We start from the raw sequence: 16,428 nt of genomic DNA on the forward strand, positions 1-16,428 counted from the left end.
CGCCTGTCTTCCGGAGATGCGCATGCTGCCTTTATTACTCGCTTCAAGCTCGGTTTATCGCCGGCAATTGCTGGCCCGCTTGCAGCTGCCATTCACCTGCAGCTCGCCGGATATCGATGAAAGCCATCGCTCCGGCGAGACGGCCATCGAACTGGTAAAACGCCTTGCCGAAGAAAAAGCCCGGGCACTGGCCGGCAGCCATCCTGCTCATCTGATTATCGGCTCCGACCAGGTTGCCGTCCTCGGCAATCGAATCATCGGCAAACCCCACACCTTCGAGAAGGCCCGCGAACAACTACTGGCATCCAGCGGTGCCAGCGTGACCTTCCTGACGGGCCTGGCGCTGTTCAACAGCCAGACCGGCGACTGCCAGGTCGACTGCGTGCCTTTCACCGTGCACATGCGCACCCTCGACCCGGCACGCATCGAGCGCTACCTGCACGCCGAACAGCCCTACGACTGCGCTGGCAGCTTCAAGGCCGAAGGCTTGGGGGTGAGCCTGTTTCAAAGCACCGAAGGCCCTGACGCCACCAGCCTGATCGGCCTGCCGCTGATTCGCCTGATCGACATGCTACTGGCCGAGGGCGTGCAAATTCCCTGAACACAAAAAACCGGCCACTGCGGCCGGTTTTCTGATGCAACCAAAGAATCAACGCAACGAAGGCCCCTGGAAGCCCATCCACATCGCCAGTTGCTCAGCCACGCTGGCACCGAGCTTTTTCGAGAAACGATCAAATGGCGATTCCTGAACGGTGAAATCCACCAGCTCCTTCTCGCCAATTACATCGCGCGCCACCGAACTGGCACTCCCCAGGCCATCGATCAGACCCAGCGGCAACGCCTGCTCACCGTTCCAGACCAGCCCGGAGAATAACTCTGGATGCTCTTTATCCTTGAGACGGTCGCCACGGCCCTTCTTCACGCTGTTGATGAACTGCTGGTGCGTGGTATCCAGAACGCCCTGCCAGAACTGAGTTTCCTCAGGCTTCTGCGGTTGGAACGGGTCGAGGAACGACTTGTGCTCGCCGGACGTGTAGGTCCGACGCTCGACGCCAAGCTTCTCCATGGTGCCGACGAAACCATAACCGGCCGCCGTCACACCAATGGAACCGACCAGACTCGCCTTGTCGGCGTAAATCTGATCCGCCGCGCTGGCGATGTAGTAAGCACCGGAAGCGCCCAGGTCAGAGATCACCGCGTACACCTTGGTATCCGGGTGCAAGCCGCGCAGACGGACGATCTCGTCATACACATAACCCGACTGCACCGGACTGCCGCCCGGGCTGTTGATGCGCAGAACCACACCCTTGACCTTCTCATCCTCGAAGGCAGCACGCAGACTGCCAACGATGTTGTCGGCGCTGGCCGGCTCCTTGTCGGCGATCACGCCGGTTACATCGATCAACGCCGTGTAGTGGGAACCGCGGGTCGCGCTTTTTTCCATGTCCATGAGCGGCGTGAACAGAATCAACGCGCCAAACAGGTACACAAAGGTCAGCAATTTAAAGAAAATACCCCAGCGACGAGACCGGCGCTGCTCCTGGACACTGGCCAGCAGGGTCGTTTCCAGCAGCTTCCAGCTTTTTTCGTCACCGCTCTCTGCGCTCGCCTTGGCGGGCGCTTTCCATTCGTCGGTCATGACATCTACCCCAGCAAAAACCCGTTAAGCCCGCTGACCCAGCCAGGCATGCAATTCTGAAAAACGATCAATGGCCAGTCGCGGCTCGAACAGCTTCAGCGCGTCGATCGATTGCGCGCCATAACTGACTGCCACCGAATCCATACCGGCGTTACGCGCCATCTGCAGGTCGAAGGACGAATCGCCCACCATCAGCGCCTGCTCCGGGCGAACCTCGCAATGCGCGAGAATCTGCTCAAGCATCAGCGGATGGGGCTTGCTGGCGGTTTCGTCGGCGGCGCGGGTGATATCGAAATAATCTTCCCAGCCATGGGCTTTCAGCACCCGATCCAGCCCGCGACGCGCCTTGCCCGTGGCCACAGCCAGATGATAACCCTCGGCGCGAAACGCCTCCATCGACTCGAGCACACCCTCGAACAGCGGTGAAGGCACAGCCTCTGCGGCGATGTAGTGATCCGCATAGTGTTGGCGGAACGCAACCAGCTCGGCATCGCCAATTTCGGGGTACAACGTGCGAATGGCCTCAGGCAGACCCAGACCGATAATGCCTTTGACGGCAAAATCATCGCGCAGCTGAAACCCGGACCGTTCGGACGCGACATGCATCGCCTCGACAATCCGACCAATGGAGTCAGCAAGCGTGCCGTCCCAATCGAAAATCAGCAGTTTGTAATCAGAGGGGTGCACTCAGGCGCTCCACGGTCTTGGCCCACATTTCATCCACCGGCGCCTGCAATTTCAGCTCGCCACCATCGGGCAGCGGCACAGTCAGCAGGTAGGCGTGCAGAAACAGGCGTTTGCCGCCCAAATCGCGAATTTCCTTGCTGAAACCTTCGTCGCCATACTTGGTGTCGCCAGCGATGCAATGCCCGGCGTGCAAGGTATGGACGCGAATCTGGTGGGTCCGGCCGGTAATCGGCCTGGCCTCAATCAGGGTGGCAAAGTCACCGAAGCGGCGCAGGACCTTGAACACGGTCACAGACTCCTTGCCCTCCTCCTCGTCGACCTCGACCATACGCTCGCCGGAACGCAGATTGCTCTTGCCCAGCGACGCCCGGACCTGCTTGATCGAAGCCGCCCAGTTACCACGGACCAGCGCCATATAGCGCTTGTCGACGCCGTCGCCGCGCAAGGCCGTGTGCAAGTGGCGCAACATGCTGCGTTTCTTGGCGATCATCAACAGGCCGGAGGTATCACGGTCGAGACGGTGAACCAGTTCGAGCTCCTTGCAATCGGGACGCAACTGACGAAAGGCTTCGATCACCCCATAAGTCAGGCCGCTGCCGCCATGAACCGCAATGCCGCAAGGCTTGTTGATCACGATCAGCGCTTTGTCCTCGAACACAATCGAGGCTTCCAGGCGTTGCAGCAGGCCTTGGGCCAGCGGCACCGGCTCGTCGCGCTCAGGCACGCGAACCGGCGGCACGCGCACGATATCGCCCGCCTGCAGCTTGTATTCGGGCTTGATCCGACCTTTGTTCACTCGCACTTCGCCCTTGCGCAAAATGCGGTAAATCAAGGTCTTGGGCACGCCTTTGAGCCGAGCGAGAAGGAAGTTATCAATACGTTGGCCGGCATATTCCGGCGAGACCTCCAGCAGTTGTACGGCTGGGGTCGAAGGGGCAGTAGTCGTCATGCCGCGGATGATAACAATTTTTTATGGAATTGAAGCACTTAATCATTGCTGCTATAGTCGCGAACGCCGCCAAAAGCGGCCTGGACAGCGGACTAACGGTCAAAAACCGGCCCTGACCAACGCAATTCACCAGGACGCGAGGCCGTCCTACGGGGCTTTCGCTACGTAACGGTGGAGTTTGCAGCTGTAACAAGCGCAGGTGACATGAGGCCTGAATCAAGCCGCAAAGCAGAGTTTTCACTCCCCTTGCGAGCCAATATTCATGGCCAGTTCACAAAGTGCAGTCAGCTAAGGACGACCCCGAGCGAACGCTTCGGAAACAACGCCTAAATTAGCCATGATGCGTGACCTCCCCCTTCGGAGCTCACGGTAAATGCCAACCCGCTGCGGATTCTGCGCGCGGCAGCACCCGAATTATCAGGGATACGTGTAGGGTGGAGATGCACAACCGCTGGACTGTGTAGCAATAGGCTTTATCAAGACGCTTCATCTCGTCCACAGCCGCTGGTTGATTCCTCCTCCTGACTGAGTGCTTAAGTAGCCACAGCAAGCAGGACGCGTAAGTCGCGATAACGGCCCAATTGGCCAGACATCGCTGGACACGGGAATGGCCAACCACTCCCGACGCACCTGACACCGACCATGAGAAGTCGTGTGTGCCGAACGCCGTTTCCGGCAGCCCGGAAACCGACGGTACTACATGAAAAGAATGCTGATTAACGCAACTCAACCCGAAGAGTTGCGTGTTGCACTGGTAGATGGCCAACGCCTCTACGACCTGGACATCGAATCCGGTGCACGCGAGCAGAAGAAGGCCAACATCTATAAAGGCCGGATTACTCGCATCGAACCAAGCCTTGAGGCTGCCTTTGTCGATTTCGGCTCTGAGCGCCACGGCTTCCTGCCCCTCAAAGAAATCTCCCGCGAATACTTCAAGAAAGCCCCTGAAGGCCGCGTCAACATCAAGGACGTCCTGAGCGAAGGCCAGGAAGTCATCGTTCAGGTCGAAAAAGAAGAACGTGGCAACAAGGGCGCTGCCCTGACCACCTTCATCAGCCTGGCCGGTCGTTACCTGGTGCTGATGCCGAACAACCCGCGTGCCGGCGGTATCTCCCGTCGCATCGAAGGTGAAGAGCGCAACGAACTGCGTGAAGCCCTGAACGGCCTGGTTGCACCAGCCGACATGGGCCTGATCGTTCGTACTGCCGGCCTGGGCCGCAGCAGCGAAGAAATGCAGTGGGACCTCGACTACCTGCTGCAACTCTGGACCGCCATCAAAGAAGCTTCGCTGGATCGCTCCGCGCCGTTCCTGATCTATCAGGAAAGCAACGTGATCATCCGCGCCATCCGCGATTACCTGCGCCAGGACATCGGCGAAGTGCTGATCGACAGCGTTGAAGCCCAGGACGAAGCCCTGACCTTCATTCGCCAGGTGATGCCGCAGTACGCCAGCAAGATCAAGCTGTACGAAGACAGCGTTCCGCTGTTCAACCGTTTCCAGATCGAAAGCCAGATCGAGACCGCTTTCCAGCGCGTCGTTGAACTGCCTTCCGGCGGCTCCATCGTTATCGATCCGACCGAAGCCCTGGTGTCCATCGACATCAACTCGGCACGCGCCACCAAAGGCAGCGACATCGAAGAAACCGCCCTGCAGACCAACCTTGAAGCCGCCGAAGAAATCGCCCGTCAGTTGCGCTTGCGCGACATCGGCGGCCTGATCGTCATCGACTTCATCGACATGACCCCTGCCAAGAACCAGCGCGCCGTGGAAGAAAAAGTCCGCGAATGCCTGGAAGCCGACCGCGCTCGCGTGCAAGTCGGTCGCATCTCGCGCTTCGGCCTGCTGGAAATGTCCCGTCAGCGCCTGCGTCCATCCCTGGGCGAAAGCAGCGGCATCGTTTGCCCGCGTTGCAACGGCACCGGCATCATCCGTGACGTTGAATCGCTGTCCCTGGCGATCCTGCGCCTGATCGAAGAAGAAGCCCTGAAAGACCGCACCGCCGAAGTTCGCGCCCAAGTGCCGATTCCGGTCGCAGCCTTCCTGCTCAACGAAAAACGCAACTCGATCACCAAGATCGAACTGCGCACCCGTGCCCGCATCGTCATTCTGCCGAACGATCACCTCGAAACGCCGCACTTCGAAGTTCAGCGTCTGCGTGATGACAGCCCGGAAGCCGCAGTCGGCCAGTCCAGCTACGAAATCGCCGCAGCCGCTGCCGAAGTCGAAGAAGTCCAGCCAGCCGCCGCGACCCGCACCCTGGTTCGTCAGGAAGCCGCAGTCAAGACCGCGCCGGCCCGCGCCAACGCTCCGGTTCCGACCGAAGTCGTCGCTGCCGCACCTGTTGCTGCACCGATCGCCGTGCCAGAGCCAAGCCTGTTCAAAGGCCTGGTGAAGTCGCTGGTCAGCCTGTTTGCTACCAAGGAAGAGCCTGCTGCTCCGGTTGTGGTTGAAAAACCAGCGACCACCGAGCGCCCGGCCCGTAACGAAGAGCGTCGCAACGGTCGTCAGCAGAGCCGCAACCGTAACGGTCGCCGCGATGAAGAGCGCAAGCCTCGTGAGGAACGTGCACCGCGTGAAGAACGCGCACCACGTGAGCCACGCGAAGAGCGTCAACCACGCGAAGCCCGGGAAGAAACCCCGGTAGTCGCCCGCGAAGAACGTGCTCCACGTGAAGAGCGCGCACCACGCGCCCCTCGTGAAGAACGTGCACCGCGCGCACCTCGCGAAGACCGCAAGCCACGTGGCGAGCGTGAAGAGCGCGTGCGTGAACTGCGCGAACCTCTGGATGCCACCGCTCCAGCCGCTGCTGCGACCGCTGAAGAGCGTCCAGCTCGCCAGCCACGTGAAGAACGCGCTCCGCGCCCACCGCGTGAAGAACGCCAGCCACGTGCCGAGCAAGCCGCTGCCGCGGTTGCCGAAGAAGAACTGGTAACCAACGAAGAGCAACTGCAGGAAGACGGTCAGGAAGGCGCCGAAGGCGATCGTCCACGCCGCCGCTCCCGTGGCCAGCGTCGTCGCAGCAACCGTCGCGAGCGTCAACGCGATGCCAACGGCAACGTGATCGAAGGTTCGGAAGAATCCGAATCCGCCGAAGGCAGCGAAGCGGGCGAAAGCAACGAAGCGCCAAGCACTTCCGATCTGGCCGCCGGCCTGGCTGTTACCGCAGCCGTTGCCAGCACCGTGATCAGCGCGCCTGCTGAAGCCCAAGCCAACGAGCAAGCCGAACGCGCAACGGCCGCCACCCTGGAAACGGCTTCGGTCGAAGCGCCAGTGGTGGAAGCAACGACTCCGGTAGAAGCCACTGCGGCTCCGGAAATCGAAGTGGCGCCGGTTCGTGAAGCACAGCCTGAAGTTGAAGCGGCCCCCGAGCCAGTGTTTGCTGCCGAGCCAGCTGCCGAAACCTCCAGCGAAACCGTAACCGAAGCTGTCCGCGAAGTTCGTGAAGAACAAACCGCGTTCAACTGGGTTGCCGAGCCGGCTGCGGTTGAAGCGCCTGCTCCGGTTGCTGAAGCTCAGGTTGCTGAAGCCATGGTGTCCGAGCCAGTAGTTGTCGCCGCCGAGCCTGCTCCAGTGGTTGAAGCGCCGGTCGTTGCCGAAGTGGCTGCACCGCACGTCGAAGCCGCCCCAGTCAGCGCCCTGACGCCAAGCGGCCGTGCACCGAACGATCCACGTGAAGTGCGTCGTCGCAAGCGTGAAGAAGAGCGTCTGCAGAAGGAAGCCGAACTGGCTGCCGCTGCTGCTCCGGTTGAAGCGATTGTCGCTGACGAGCCTGCACCGGTTGTGGCTGAAGTGATCGAAGCGGCACCTGTTGCCGAATCGGTCATCGAAGAAGCACCGCGCTCCGTACAGGAAGCGGTCGAGCAACACGAACAAGCCCTGGAAAAAGAACACGAGCCTAAACCCCTCGTCTGATTCCATCGGCCACTAAAAAGCCCCGCCTGGTGATCCAGGCGGGGCTTTTTTACATCTGAGATAAAGCAAGTAAACCGCGTTATCGTTCTTCGCGGGCAAATCGGTATGTCAGGAAAATACTAATGCTGCAGGCACATCCACATCCCACAACACCCCGGCATCATCCACCGCCACTTCAACCACCCTGCCCTGCGCAAACAACGGCTTGGCCCCATGATCACCCGATAATGCCATCAACCCCGGCCCAAAACTGCGACCGAACCCAACCGGGTGTCCGTACTTCCCCGCATGCACCGGAACGCTGACGCAATCTTCCGCAACCCCGGCCACCACCCGCTCGATACTCGACGGTAAAATAAACGGCATATCCCCCAGCACAATCAACCAGCCACTGAGCTCTGGACACGCCGCCACCCCGGCGGCAATGCTATCGCCCATCCCGGCAGGCCCGATCTCCACACTCTCGAAACCGTACGCCTGAGCCATGCGCATCACTTGTGGGCGATCTTCGGTCGTCACCAGCACACGCTTCCCAAGGTTGGCTGGCACACTCAGCAGCACGTGCTCGATCACCGACCGAACCGCGCCATCTCGCCCCGTGCAGTCGGCCAGCAGCTTGTCCTTGTCCGCTCCCGCCACCTCCCTGAAGCGTCTGCCCTGCCCCGCCGCCAGCACGATGACGCCGATGGGTGCACTCATACAACCTCCTGCAACGGCTTCTTCTGTTTAAGTTCGACGCCGTTCTTGATCGCCACGATCTCGGCCAGCAGCGACAAGGCGATTTCCGCGGGACTGTGGCTGCCAATATGCAAACCGATCGGGCCGTGCAGCCGCTCGATGGCCTGTGATGACAAGCCTAGCTGAGCCAGGTTTTCCCGCCGCTTCAGGCTGTTGACCCGCGAGCCGAGGGCGCCGACATAAAAAGCCCTGGAATCCAGAGCGGTCAGCAACGCCATATCATCCAGGCGCGGATCATGGGTCAGGGCGACAATGGCCGTGCGTTCGTCGGTCTCGATGGTCAGCACCGCTTCATCCGGCATGCCCGAGACGAAACGGCCGTGCTGCTCTTCCCAACCGTAGACAAACTCGCTGCGCGGATCGCAGATCAGCACTTCGAAATCCAGCAGTCGCGCCATTTCGGCGACATACCGGGACAATTGCCCCGCACCGATCAGCAATAGACGCCAACGCGGACCGTAGATGGCGCGCAGGGTGTGGCCGTCAAAGCTCAGCACATCGCTTTTGTTCGCCGCCTGCAAAATCACTTCACCGGTCGCAATATCCAGCGAACGAGCCACTATTTCATGGGCCTCGCAGCGTTCCAGCAACTCGGCGACCCAACCTGGATCGCCGACCCGCTCCTCGGTCAGGCGCAAGGTGCCACCGCAGGGCAAACCAAACCGTGCGGCCTCCTCGCGGGTGACGCCGTAGGTGATCAATTGCACCGGCGGCCCGTCAGGTGGAATCCGCCCATCGTGCAGCCGGGCAATCAGATCATCCTCGACACAGCCGCCGGACACCGAGCCGATCACCACGCCATCTTCACGCAACGCCAGCATCGCGCCAGGCGCCCGGGGCGCAGTGCCCCAGGTCTGGACCACGCTGTACAACACCACCCGCCGACCGGCGCGACGCCATTCCAGCACGCTGCGCAGGACGTTCAGATCCGCGCTGTCCATCAGGCCTGCGCCTTCTGCCAACCTTGCAGCTGGAAGCGAACCGGCAAGTTGCGGATACGCTGGCCAGTGGCAGCGAAGATCGCGTTGCATAGCGCAGGCGCAATCGGCGGTACGCCTGGCTCACCGACTCCGCCCAACGGCACATTGCCCGGAGGCGTCACCAGATGCACCGCCACTTCCTTCGGCGCCAGCGACATGCGCGCCACTTCGTACATGTGGAAGTTGTCCTGCTGCACCTTGCCGTCCTTGAAGCTGATTTCCCCGACCACGGCATTGCCCAGGCCCATGACGCACGCGCCTTCGAACTGAGCGCGAATCCGTTCGGGGTTGATCTGCGGACCACAATCCACCGCGATGTCGGCCTTGTGCACGATCAACGTGCCGTCGTCTTTGACTTCGACTTCGATCACCGCCGCCACATAGCTGACGAAGCTGTAATGCACCGCCAGGCCCAGGCCTCGGCCCTTGGGCAGCTCGCGCCCCCAACCGGCGGCCTTGGCGGCTGTTTCCAGTACCGTGCGCATCCGCCCGGTGTCGATCGGATAACGCTCGGGGGATTCGCCGTAGTTCCACTCTTCACTCAAGGTGCGCGGATCGATCTGACGATCCGGGCCCAGCAGTTTGATCTGGTACTTGAGTGGATCCTGCTTGGCCTTGTGCGCCAGCTCATCGACAAAGCTCTGGATCGCAAACCCGTGGGGAATGTTCGACACCGAGCGATACCAGCCGACCCGGGTATGAATCGCTGCTTCGGGGTTTTCCAGGCGCACGTTGGGGATGGCGTAGGCCATGTTGGTAAAGCCCATGCCCAGCTCGAAAGCCGCCTCGTGGTTCATGCCCGGGGCGAACAGCGCGGTAATGCTCGGGGCCACGGTGCGGTGCAACCAGCCAGAGGGCAGCCCATCCTTGTCCAGGCTGGCCTTCAGGTACTCGGCGGACACGGTGTGGAAGTAGGAGCAGTGGATGTCGTCTTCACGGGTCCATTGCACCCGCACCGCTTTACCGGGGAATTCCTTGGCGAGGATCGCCGCTTCGATGACGAAGTCCGGCTTGGACTTGCGACCGAAACCGCCGCCAAGCAAGGTGACATTGAACGTGACCTTATCGAACGGAATACCAAGGCGTTCGCCAATCCGTTCCCGGGTGACCTGTGGCGCCTGACTCGGGGCCCAGGCCTCGCACACACCGTCTTTGAAGCGGGCGATGGCGACCATCGGTTCCATCGGCGCCTGCGCCAGGTGCGGCAGGTAATACGAGGCTTCGAGGGTGCTGTTGGCGCCTTTCATGGCGTCGTCGATGTTGCCGGTATTGCGCACCACTTTGCCGGGCTTGAGGGACGCGGCTTCCAGTTCTTTGCGGTAGGCGATCGAGTCGTAACTGGCATTGGGGCCGTCATCCCACTCGATTTTCAGCGCTTCGCGGCCCTTGATCGCGGCCCAGGTGTTGCTGGCCACCACGGCCACGCCACCCAATGGCTGGAACTCGGATGGCAGCGGACGGCCTTCGATCTGAATGACCTTGATCACGCCCGGGACTTTCATCGCCGCGCTGGAGTCGACGGATTTGACCGTGCCGCCATAAACCGCCGGACGCGCAATCACGGCGTAGAGCATGCCGTCGAAATGCACATCGGCCCCGTAAATGGCGCGGCCGTTGACGATGTCGGCACCGTCGATCGCCTTGGTGCCTTCCTTGCCGATGTAGCGAAACTCCGACGGTTGCTTGAGCCGCAGGCTGTCACGGGCCGGCACTGCCAGCGCACCCGCAGCGGCGGCCAGAGCGCCGTAGCCCAGTTCACGACCGCTCGGTTGGTGCACCACTTTATGCAGCTGCGCATGGCACTCGCTGACCGGCACTTTCCACTGCTCAGCCGCCGCTTGTTCCAGCATGGTTCGCGCGGCGGCACCGCAACGACGCATCGGCTCGTACCAGTGACGCATGCTGCGCGAACCGTCTGTGTCCTGGTTACCGAAGCGAACCTCGTCACCCGGCGCTTGCTGCACTTTCATCATGGCCCAGTCGGCGTCCAGTTCATCGGCCACTACCATGGTCAGGCTGGTGCGCACACCCTGGCCCATTTCCGAACGGTTGCAGACCACGGTCACCATGCCGTCAGCGGCAATGCTGATGTAAACCTTGGGATCATCGATCCAGCCATTGGGCATGCCGTCGGCGCCGAATTTTTTCTCTTTTTCTTCGGCGAACGCATCTTGCCAGCCCCAGCTTGCTACCAGAACTAACGCACTGGTCGCACCGACGCCTTTAAGGAAGCCACGGCGGCTGAGGTTGCTCAGCGCAAAATCATTCGGTAACTGGCTCATGCCTTGGCCTCCTTCAGGTGAGTGGATGCCTGGCGGATGGCGGTCTTGATCCGGTTATAGGTGCCGCAACGGCAAATATTGCCGACCATCGCCTCTTCGATCTGTGCGTCGCTAGGGTTCGGGTTGGTCTTGAGCAACGCCGTCGCTGACATGATCTGCCCGCCCTGGCAGAAACCGCACTGAGCCACGGCGCTGTCGAGCCAGGCTTGCTGCACGACTTGCCCGACCGGGTCGACGTGCAGGTTATCGATGGTGGTGACGTTCTGGCCGACCACTGAACCGATCGGCGTGATGCAACTGCGCGCCGGAGCGCCTTCGATATGAATGGTGCAGGCACCACACAGGCCCATGCCGCAGCCAAATTTGGTGCCGTTGTAACCGGCCACGTCGCGGATTGCCCAGAGCAGCGGCATATCCTCGGTGACGTCGAGTTGATGGTCTTGACCATTGAGCTTCAGGGTAATCATGGGCACGCCCGCATATTTCTGGAGGTTATGGGGTCGAGCAATCTGCCGCCGAGACTTGGCGGTTGGCATCATGCAGATCGGCTCAGGCTAAGAGGCTCTCTTACGCGGACGGAAACGTCTGCATCGGGCCTTTGGTGGAGCAAATGCTTGCATCGTTAGGTGGCTAAGTTAACCCAGCATTAACAAAAAAGCCCTGCACAGTTGAAGGTGTGCAGGGCTTTGAGATCAGCCATTAAAGCGTAGCCTCAATACTGATTCGGCTCCATTTCCAGGTCGACGTTGAAACGCTGGGAAATGTCTTTCTGAATCTGCTGCGCCAGGTGCAGCAATTGCAGGCCGGTGGCGCTGCCATAGTTGACCAGCACCAACGCCTGCAACTTATGCACGCCGGCATCGCCATCGCGAAAGCCTTTCCAGCCGGCCCGCTCGATCAACCAGCCCGCCGCCAGTTTCATCTGCCCATCGGGTTGCGCGTAGGCCACCAGGTCCGGGTATTGGCTTTTCAGCTGCGCGACCAGCGCGGTCGGCACCAGAGGGTTCTTGAAGAAGCTGCCGGCATTGCCGAGTACTGCCGGGTCCGGGAGCTTTTCATTACGAATACTGCAGATCGCCTGGCTGACGTCGGTGGCAGTCGGCTGATCGATGCCTTGCTCGGTCAGGCGCTGGCGAACCGGGCCGTATTCCAGGTGCAGGTGCGCGGCGCGGTTTAGGGTGAAACGCACGCGCAGGATCAACCAACGCCCCGGTTCCTGTTTGAACAGGCTGTCACGGTAGGCGAAGTTGCATTCTTTCAGGGAAAAATCCCGCAGCTCGCCGGTCTGGCGATCCAGCGCGGTCAGGCCGGCGAAGACGTCCTTGATCTCGACGCCATAGGCACCGATGTTCTGCATCGGCGCCGCACCCACGGTGCCGGGAATCAGGCTGAGGTTCTCCAGCCCCGACAACCCCTGCGCCAGGGTGTGCTGCACGAACGGATGCCAAGGCTCGCCCGCCTCGGCTTCGATCACGACCTTGCTGCCATTATCGCTCAGGATCCGAATCCCGCGCGTAGCCATGCGCAGCACCAGCGCCTGGACATTAGCGGTCAGCAGCAAGTTGCTGCCGCCACCGATCACCAGCAACGGCACATCATGGGCCGACGCATACGCCAGGGCTTCACGCACATCGGCGTCGCTGTGGGCCTCGGCGAACAACCGGGCCTGAACGTCGACACCAAACGTGTTGAACGGCTTGAGCGAAACCCGGGGTTGAACCTGCAAACTCATAACCGTCCCTTCAATTCGATCACCAGTCGATCACTGGCGCGCTCGATCAGGTCCAGCACCTGCTCGAAGCCTTGGTCCCCGTCGTAGTACGGATCCGGCACTTCATCGAGTTCTGACTCGTAGCGACGCAGGAACAGGTCCAGCTCGGCTTTGCCCTTGGCCGGTTGCAGGGCCTTGAGGTGGCGCAGGTTGCTGTTGTCCATCGCCAGTATCAGGTCGTAGGCGGAAAAATCGGCGCGGGTCACTTGCTGGGCGCGTTGGGCGGACAGGTCGTAACCGCGCAGCCTGGCGGCGGCCTGGCTGCGTTTGTCCGGCGCCTTGCCGACGTGCCAGTCACCGGTGCCGGCGGAGGCGACTTCGATGTGATCGGCCAGCCCCGCTTCGCGCAATTTATGCCGCAGCACGCCTTCGGCCGTCGGGGAGCGACAAATGTTGCCCAGGCACACGAACAGAACGCGCATCAGGCCTCCAGCAGGCGACGGACGCGCTCGAGGTCTTCGACGGTATCGACGCCAGTGGGCGGTGCGATCAGTGCGTCAGCGACGTGAATCCGCACGCCGTGCCACAGGGCACGCAGCTGTTCCAAGGATTCAGTGTTTTCCAGCCAGCACGGGCCCCAGCTGACGAAGTCATGCAGGAAACCGGCGCGGTAGGCATAAATGCCGATGTGGCGGCGGTACGGCACGCCTTCCGGCAATTGCTCGCGGCTTTTGGCGAACGCGTCGCGGGCCCACGGCAACGTGGCACGACTGAAGGTCAGCGCCAAGCCATTAAGGTCGCTGACAACCTTGACCACGTTGGGATTGAACAGGGTTTCCACGTCTTCGATCGGCTCGGCCAGGGTGGCCATGCGCGCTTCGGCGTGGGCGGCCAGGTTGGCAGCCACCTGATCGATCACACTCGGCGGAATCAACGGTTCGTCACCCTGGACGTTGACCACGATGGCGTCGGCGGCCAGGCCCAGTTTCGCGGCGACTTCGGCCAGGCGATCGGTACCGGAATTGTGATCTTCGCGGGTCAGCACCACTTCGGCGCCAAACGCCTTGCACGCCTCAACAATGCGCACGTCGTCAGTGGCGACCACGACACGCTCGGCACTGCTTTTGCTCGCCTGCTCCCAGACGTGCTGGATCATCGGCTTGCCGGCGATCAGCAGCAGCGGTTTGCCCGGCAGACGGGTGGAGGCATAACGCGATGGAATGACAACGGTAAAGGCTGTGGTCATTTATCCAGGCGCTCGTCGGTGGTCAGGGTGCGGGCTTCGGTTTCGAGCATCACCGGGATGCCATCGCGAATCGGGTAAGCCAGGCCGGCGCCCTTACTGATCAGCTCGGTCTTGTCGGCGCTGAGTTTGAGGGGGCCTTTGGTGACCGGGCAAGCGAGGATGTCGAGCAATTTGGTGTCCATGAGCATTCCCTGGATAAAAACGGAGTTAAGGCAAAAGACGAGCCGGCAACAGGCGCATCAACTGCGTATCGAACCAGGCCACGAAAGCCGGCGATGGTGCAGCATCGACCGCCAGGTACCACCAATCGGCGGCGGCGAAGGCACGGCACTTCACCGCGTCCTTTTCGGTCATCACCAACGGCAATGACGGCGTGAAATTCAAGGCCTGAACGCTGTATTCGGCGTGGTCGGCAAACGCATGCGGCACTGGCTGCCAGTGTAGCGTTTCGAGGGTCGTGAAGAAACGCTGCGGATTGCCGATCCCGGCCACGGCGTGCAGTGCCTGACCTGCGGGGAAGTAGTCGAGGGGGCGACGCTCACCGCTTTGCAGGTTAACCAGTTCGGTAGGTTGCAGCTGGAAGGCAAAACCGTTTTCGCGATCATTGGCGGCGCCGTTGTACAGCACGGCATCGACGCTCTGAAGGCGTTCGACCGGTTCACGCAAGGGACCGGCCGGCAGGCAGCGTTTGTTGCCCAGGCCGCGGGCGGCGTCGATCAACACCAGTTCCAGGTCCCGGGCCAGCCGGTAATGCTGCATGCCGTCATCGGAGAGGATCAGATCCAGCGGCTCACTCGCCAGCAGCGCTTTGACGGCGCTGCTGCGATCCGGGTCGATCATCAATGGCACGCCCGTGCGCTGGACGATCAACAGCGGTTCGTCGCCGGCGATGTCCGCGCTCTGATCGGCCTCGACGCGCCACGGCAATTGCGGCGGTTTGGCGCCGTAACCCCGGCTGACCACGCCGACCCGCAAACCACTGCGCTGGCAATGCTGGATCATCCACAGAATCAGCGGTGTCTTGCCAGTGCCACCGACGGTGATATTGCCGACCACGATCAGCGGCACGGGCGGCTGATAGATCTCGCCCTCGCCCGCCAGAAAGCGCTTGCGCTTGTTCATGACGATGCGCCGGTACAGCCACTCCAGTGGCTGCAACAGTTTCAGGGCCGGATGACCTTGGTACCACGCGGCGAGCAAGCGATCGGACATGGCCATCAGGGCGCGGGCGGTGCCGCTTCGACCGTGGTCATGCGCAAGTGGCTGAAACCCAGCTTGCCGGCGGCGTCCATGGCGGTGATGACCGACTGATGCTGAGTCTTGCCATCCGCGCTGATGGACAGCGGCAGGTTGGTGTCGCCATTGGATTCTTTCTGCAGCGCCTCCATCAGCGTCGCGAGGTCGTTCTTCGGCAATAGCTGATTGTTCACCGAGAACGCGCCTTCGGCACTGATGGCAACGTCCAGGTGCTTGACCTGCTGGTCTTCGGCAGGCGAACCGCTGACCGCTTCCGGCAGATCGACGCGCAACTGGGTTTCACGGGTAAACGTAGTGGTGACCACGAAAAACAGCAGCAAGATAAACACCACGTCGATCAGCGACGCGAGGTTGATGTCGACCGTTTCCCGCGGTTTGCGGCGGAATTTCACGCTTTGCCCTCGGCCAGGTCCACATCACGGTCGCCCTGAACCACTTCGACCAGTTTGATCGCTTCCTGCTCCATGCCCACCACCAGTTCATCGATCCGGCGTTGCAGGAATCGGTGAAAGAATACTGCCGGGATACCGACCATCAGGCCAGCGGCCGTAGTGATCAGCGCCTTGGAGATACCGCCCGCCAGCACCGCGGCATTGGTGCCCATGCCCGTGCCCATGAACGCGCTGAAAATGTCGATCATGCCCAGCACCGTACCCAACAGGCCCAGCAATGGGGCCATGGCGGCGATGGTGCCCAGCGCATTGATATAGCGTTCGAGTTCATGAACCACCCGTGCGGCGGCCTCTTCGATGCACTCTTTCATGATCTCGCGACCATGTTTGGAGTTGGCAAGGCCCGCCGCCAGGATCTCGCCCAACGGTGAGTTGGCGCGCAGTTCCTTGAGTTTTTCTTTATTGAGCTGTTTGTCCTTGATCCACACCCAGACCTGCCCGAGCAAATGCTCAGGGGTCACACGGCTGGCTCGCAGGGTCCAGAGACGCTCGGCGACGATCGCCATTGCCGCGATGGAACTCAGAATGATCGGCAGCATCATCCAGCCGCCGGATTTGACCAATTCCCACACAG

At 61.3% G+C, this 16,428-nt stretch carries 16 protein-coding genes; 2 read left to right on the forward strand and 14 right to left on the reverse strand.

The window, feature by feature from the left end; genetic code table 11:
* Positions 1-22 precede the first annotated feature (22 nt).
* Positions 23-601, forward strand: a complete 579-nt coding sequence (locus BLU63_RS01685; protein WP_083374752.1) for a Maf family protein — start codon at positions 23-25, stop codon at positions 599-601.
* A gap of 48 nt (positions 602-649) precedes the next feature.
* Here BLU63_RS01685 and sppA read toward each other — a convergent pair whose 3' ends face one another.
* From sppA to rluC, 3 genes are read right to left on the reverse strand one after another with little or no spacing between them, the layout of a single operon-like run.
* Positions 650-1,639: a signal peptide peptidase SppA gene (gene sppA, locus BLU63_RS01690; RefSeq protein WP_010461867.1), complete on the reverse strand. Its 990-nt coding sequence runs from the start codon at positions 1,637-1,639 to the stop codon at positions 650-652.
* A 24-nt stretch (positions 1,640-1,663) separates the two neighbouring features.
* A complete protein-coding gene (locus BLU63_RS01695) occupies positions 1,664-2,326 on the reverse strand; it encodes an HAD-IA family hydrolase (RefSeq protein WP_083374753.1) in 663 nt (220 codons plus the stop codon).
* Positions 2,313-3,275: a 23S rRNA pseudouridine(955/2504/2580) synthase RluC gene (gene rluC / locus BLU63_RS01700; RefSeq protein ID WP_010461871.1), complete on the reverse strand. Its 963-nt coding sequence runs from the start codon at positions 3,273-3,275 to the stop codon at positions 2,313-2,315. Before rluC ends, BLU63_RS01695 begins: the two co-directional genes overlap by 14 nt.
* Before the next feature lie 700 nt (positions 3,276-3,975).
* Here rluC and rne point away from each other — a divergent pair.
* Positions 3,976-7,188, forward strand: a complete 3,213-nt coding sequence (gene rne, locus BLU63_RS01705) for a ribonuclease E (RefSeq protein ID WP_083374754.1) — start codon at positions 3,976-3,978, stop codon at positions 7,186-7,188.
* 108 nt (positions 7,189-7,296) lie between these two features.
* Here the strand turns inward: rne and BLU63_RS01710 are convergent, their stop codons facing one another.
* The 11 genes from BLU63_RS01710 to BLU63_RS01760 form a co-directional block, all read right to left on the reverse strand.
* The gene (locus BLU63_RS01710) at positions 7,297-7,887 is read right to left on the reverse strand and encodes a nucleotidyltransferase family protein (protein ID WP_083374755.1); all 591 of its coding nucleotides are present in this window, start codon (positions 7,885-7,887) and stop codon (positions 7,297-7,299) included.
* Entirely contained in the window at positions 7,884-8,867 is a 984-nt protein-coding gene (locus BLU63_RS01715) for an XdhC family protein (protein WP_010461876.1), read from the reverse strand. Before BLU63_RS01715 ends, BLU63_RS01710 begins: the two co-directional genes overlap by 4 nt.
* Positions 8,867-11,188: a xanthine dehydrogenase family protein molybdopterin-binding subunit gene (locus BLU63_RS01720; RefSeq protein ID WP_077748001.1), complete on the reverse strand. Its 2,322-nt coding sequence runs from the start codon at positions 11,186-11,188 to the stop codon at positions 8,867-8,869. The genes BLU63_RS01715 and BLU63_RS01720 overlap by 1 nt, the downstream gene beginning before the upstream one ends.
* Positions 11,185-11,655 (reverse strand): (2Fe-2S)-binding protein, encoded by a 471-nt coding sequence (locus BLU63_RS01725; protein ID WP_010461879.1) that lies wholly within the window; start codon positions 11,653-11,655, stop codon positions 11,185-11,187. The genes BLU63_RS01720 and BLU63_RS01725 overlap by 4 nt, the downstream gene beginning before the upstream one ends.
* A 245-nt stretch (positions 11,656-11,900) precedes the next feature.
* Complete coding sequence (murB, locus tag BLU63_RS01730) at positions 11,901-12,920, reverse strand: UDP-N-acetylmuramate dehydrogenase (protein ID WP_083374756.1); 1,020 nt, start codon at positions 12,918-12,920, stop codon at positions 11,901-11,903.
* Positions 12,917-13,381: a low molecular weight protein-tyrosine-phosphatase gene (locus tag BLU63_RS01735; protein ID WP_010461884.1), complete on the reverse strand. Its 465-nt coding sequence runs from the start codon at positions 13,379-13,381 to the stop codon at positions 12,917-12,919. The genes murB and BLU63_RS01735 overlap by 4 nt, the downstream gene beginning before the upstream one ends.
* The gene (kdsB, locus tag BLU63_RS01740) at positions 13,381-14,145 is read right to left on the reverse strand and encodes a 3-deoxy-manno-octulosonate cytidylyltransferase (RefSeq protein ID WP_077748004.1); all 765 of its coding nucleotides are present in this window, start codon (positions 14,143-14,145) and stop codon (positions 13,381-13,383) included. Before kdsB ends, BLU63_RS01735 begins: the two co-directional genes overlap by 1 nt.
* Positions 14,142-14,327 (reverse strand): Trm112 family protein, encoded by a 186-nt coding sequence (locus BLU63_RS01745; protein ID WP_010461887.1) that lies wholly within the window; start codon positions 14,325-14,327, stop codon positions 14,142-14,144. The genes kdsB and BLU63_RS01745 overlap by 4 nt, the downstream gene beginning before the upstream one ends.
* Before the next feature lie 25 nt (positions 14,328-14,352).
* The gene (gene lpxK / locus BLU63_RS01750; protein WP_010461890.1) at positions 14,353-15,363 is read right to left on the reverse strand and encodes a tetraacyldisaccharide 4'-kinase; all 1,011 of its coding nucleotides are present in this window, start codon (positions 15,361-15,363) and stop codon (positions 14,353-14,355) included.
* Positions 15,363-15,794, reverse strand: coding sequence for an ExbD/TolR family protein (locus BLU63_RS01755; RefSeq protein ID WP_010461891.1), 432 nt, complete (start codon positions 15,792-15,794; stop codon positions 15,363-15,365). The genes lpxK and BLU63_RS01755 overlap by 1 nt, the downstream gene beginning before the upstream one ends.
* Positions 15,791-16,426: a MotA/TolQ/ExbB proton channel family protein gene (locus tag BLU63_RS01760; RefSeq protein WP_010461893.1), complete on the reverse strand. Its 636-nt coding sequence runs from the start codon at positions 16,424-16,426 to the stop codon at positions 15,791-15,793. Before BLU63_RS01760 ends, BLU63_RS01755 begins: the two co-directional genes overlap by 4 nt.
* Positions 16,427-16,428 lie beyond the last annotated feature (2 nt).

Source organism: Pseudomonas mandelii (genome assembly GCF_900106065.1).
Lineage (GTDB): Bacteria > Pseudomonadota > Gammaproteobacteria > Pseudomonadales > Pseudomonadaceae > Aquipseudomonas > Aquipseudomonas mandelii.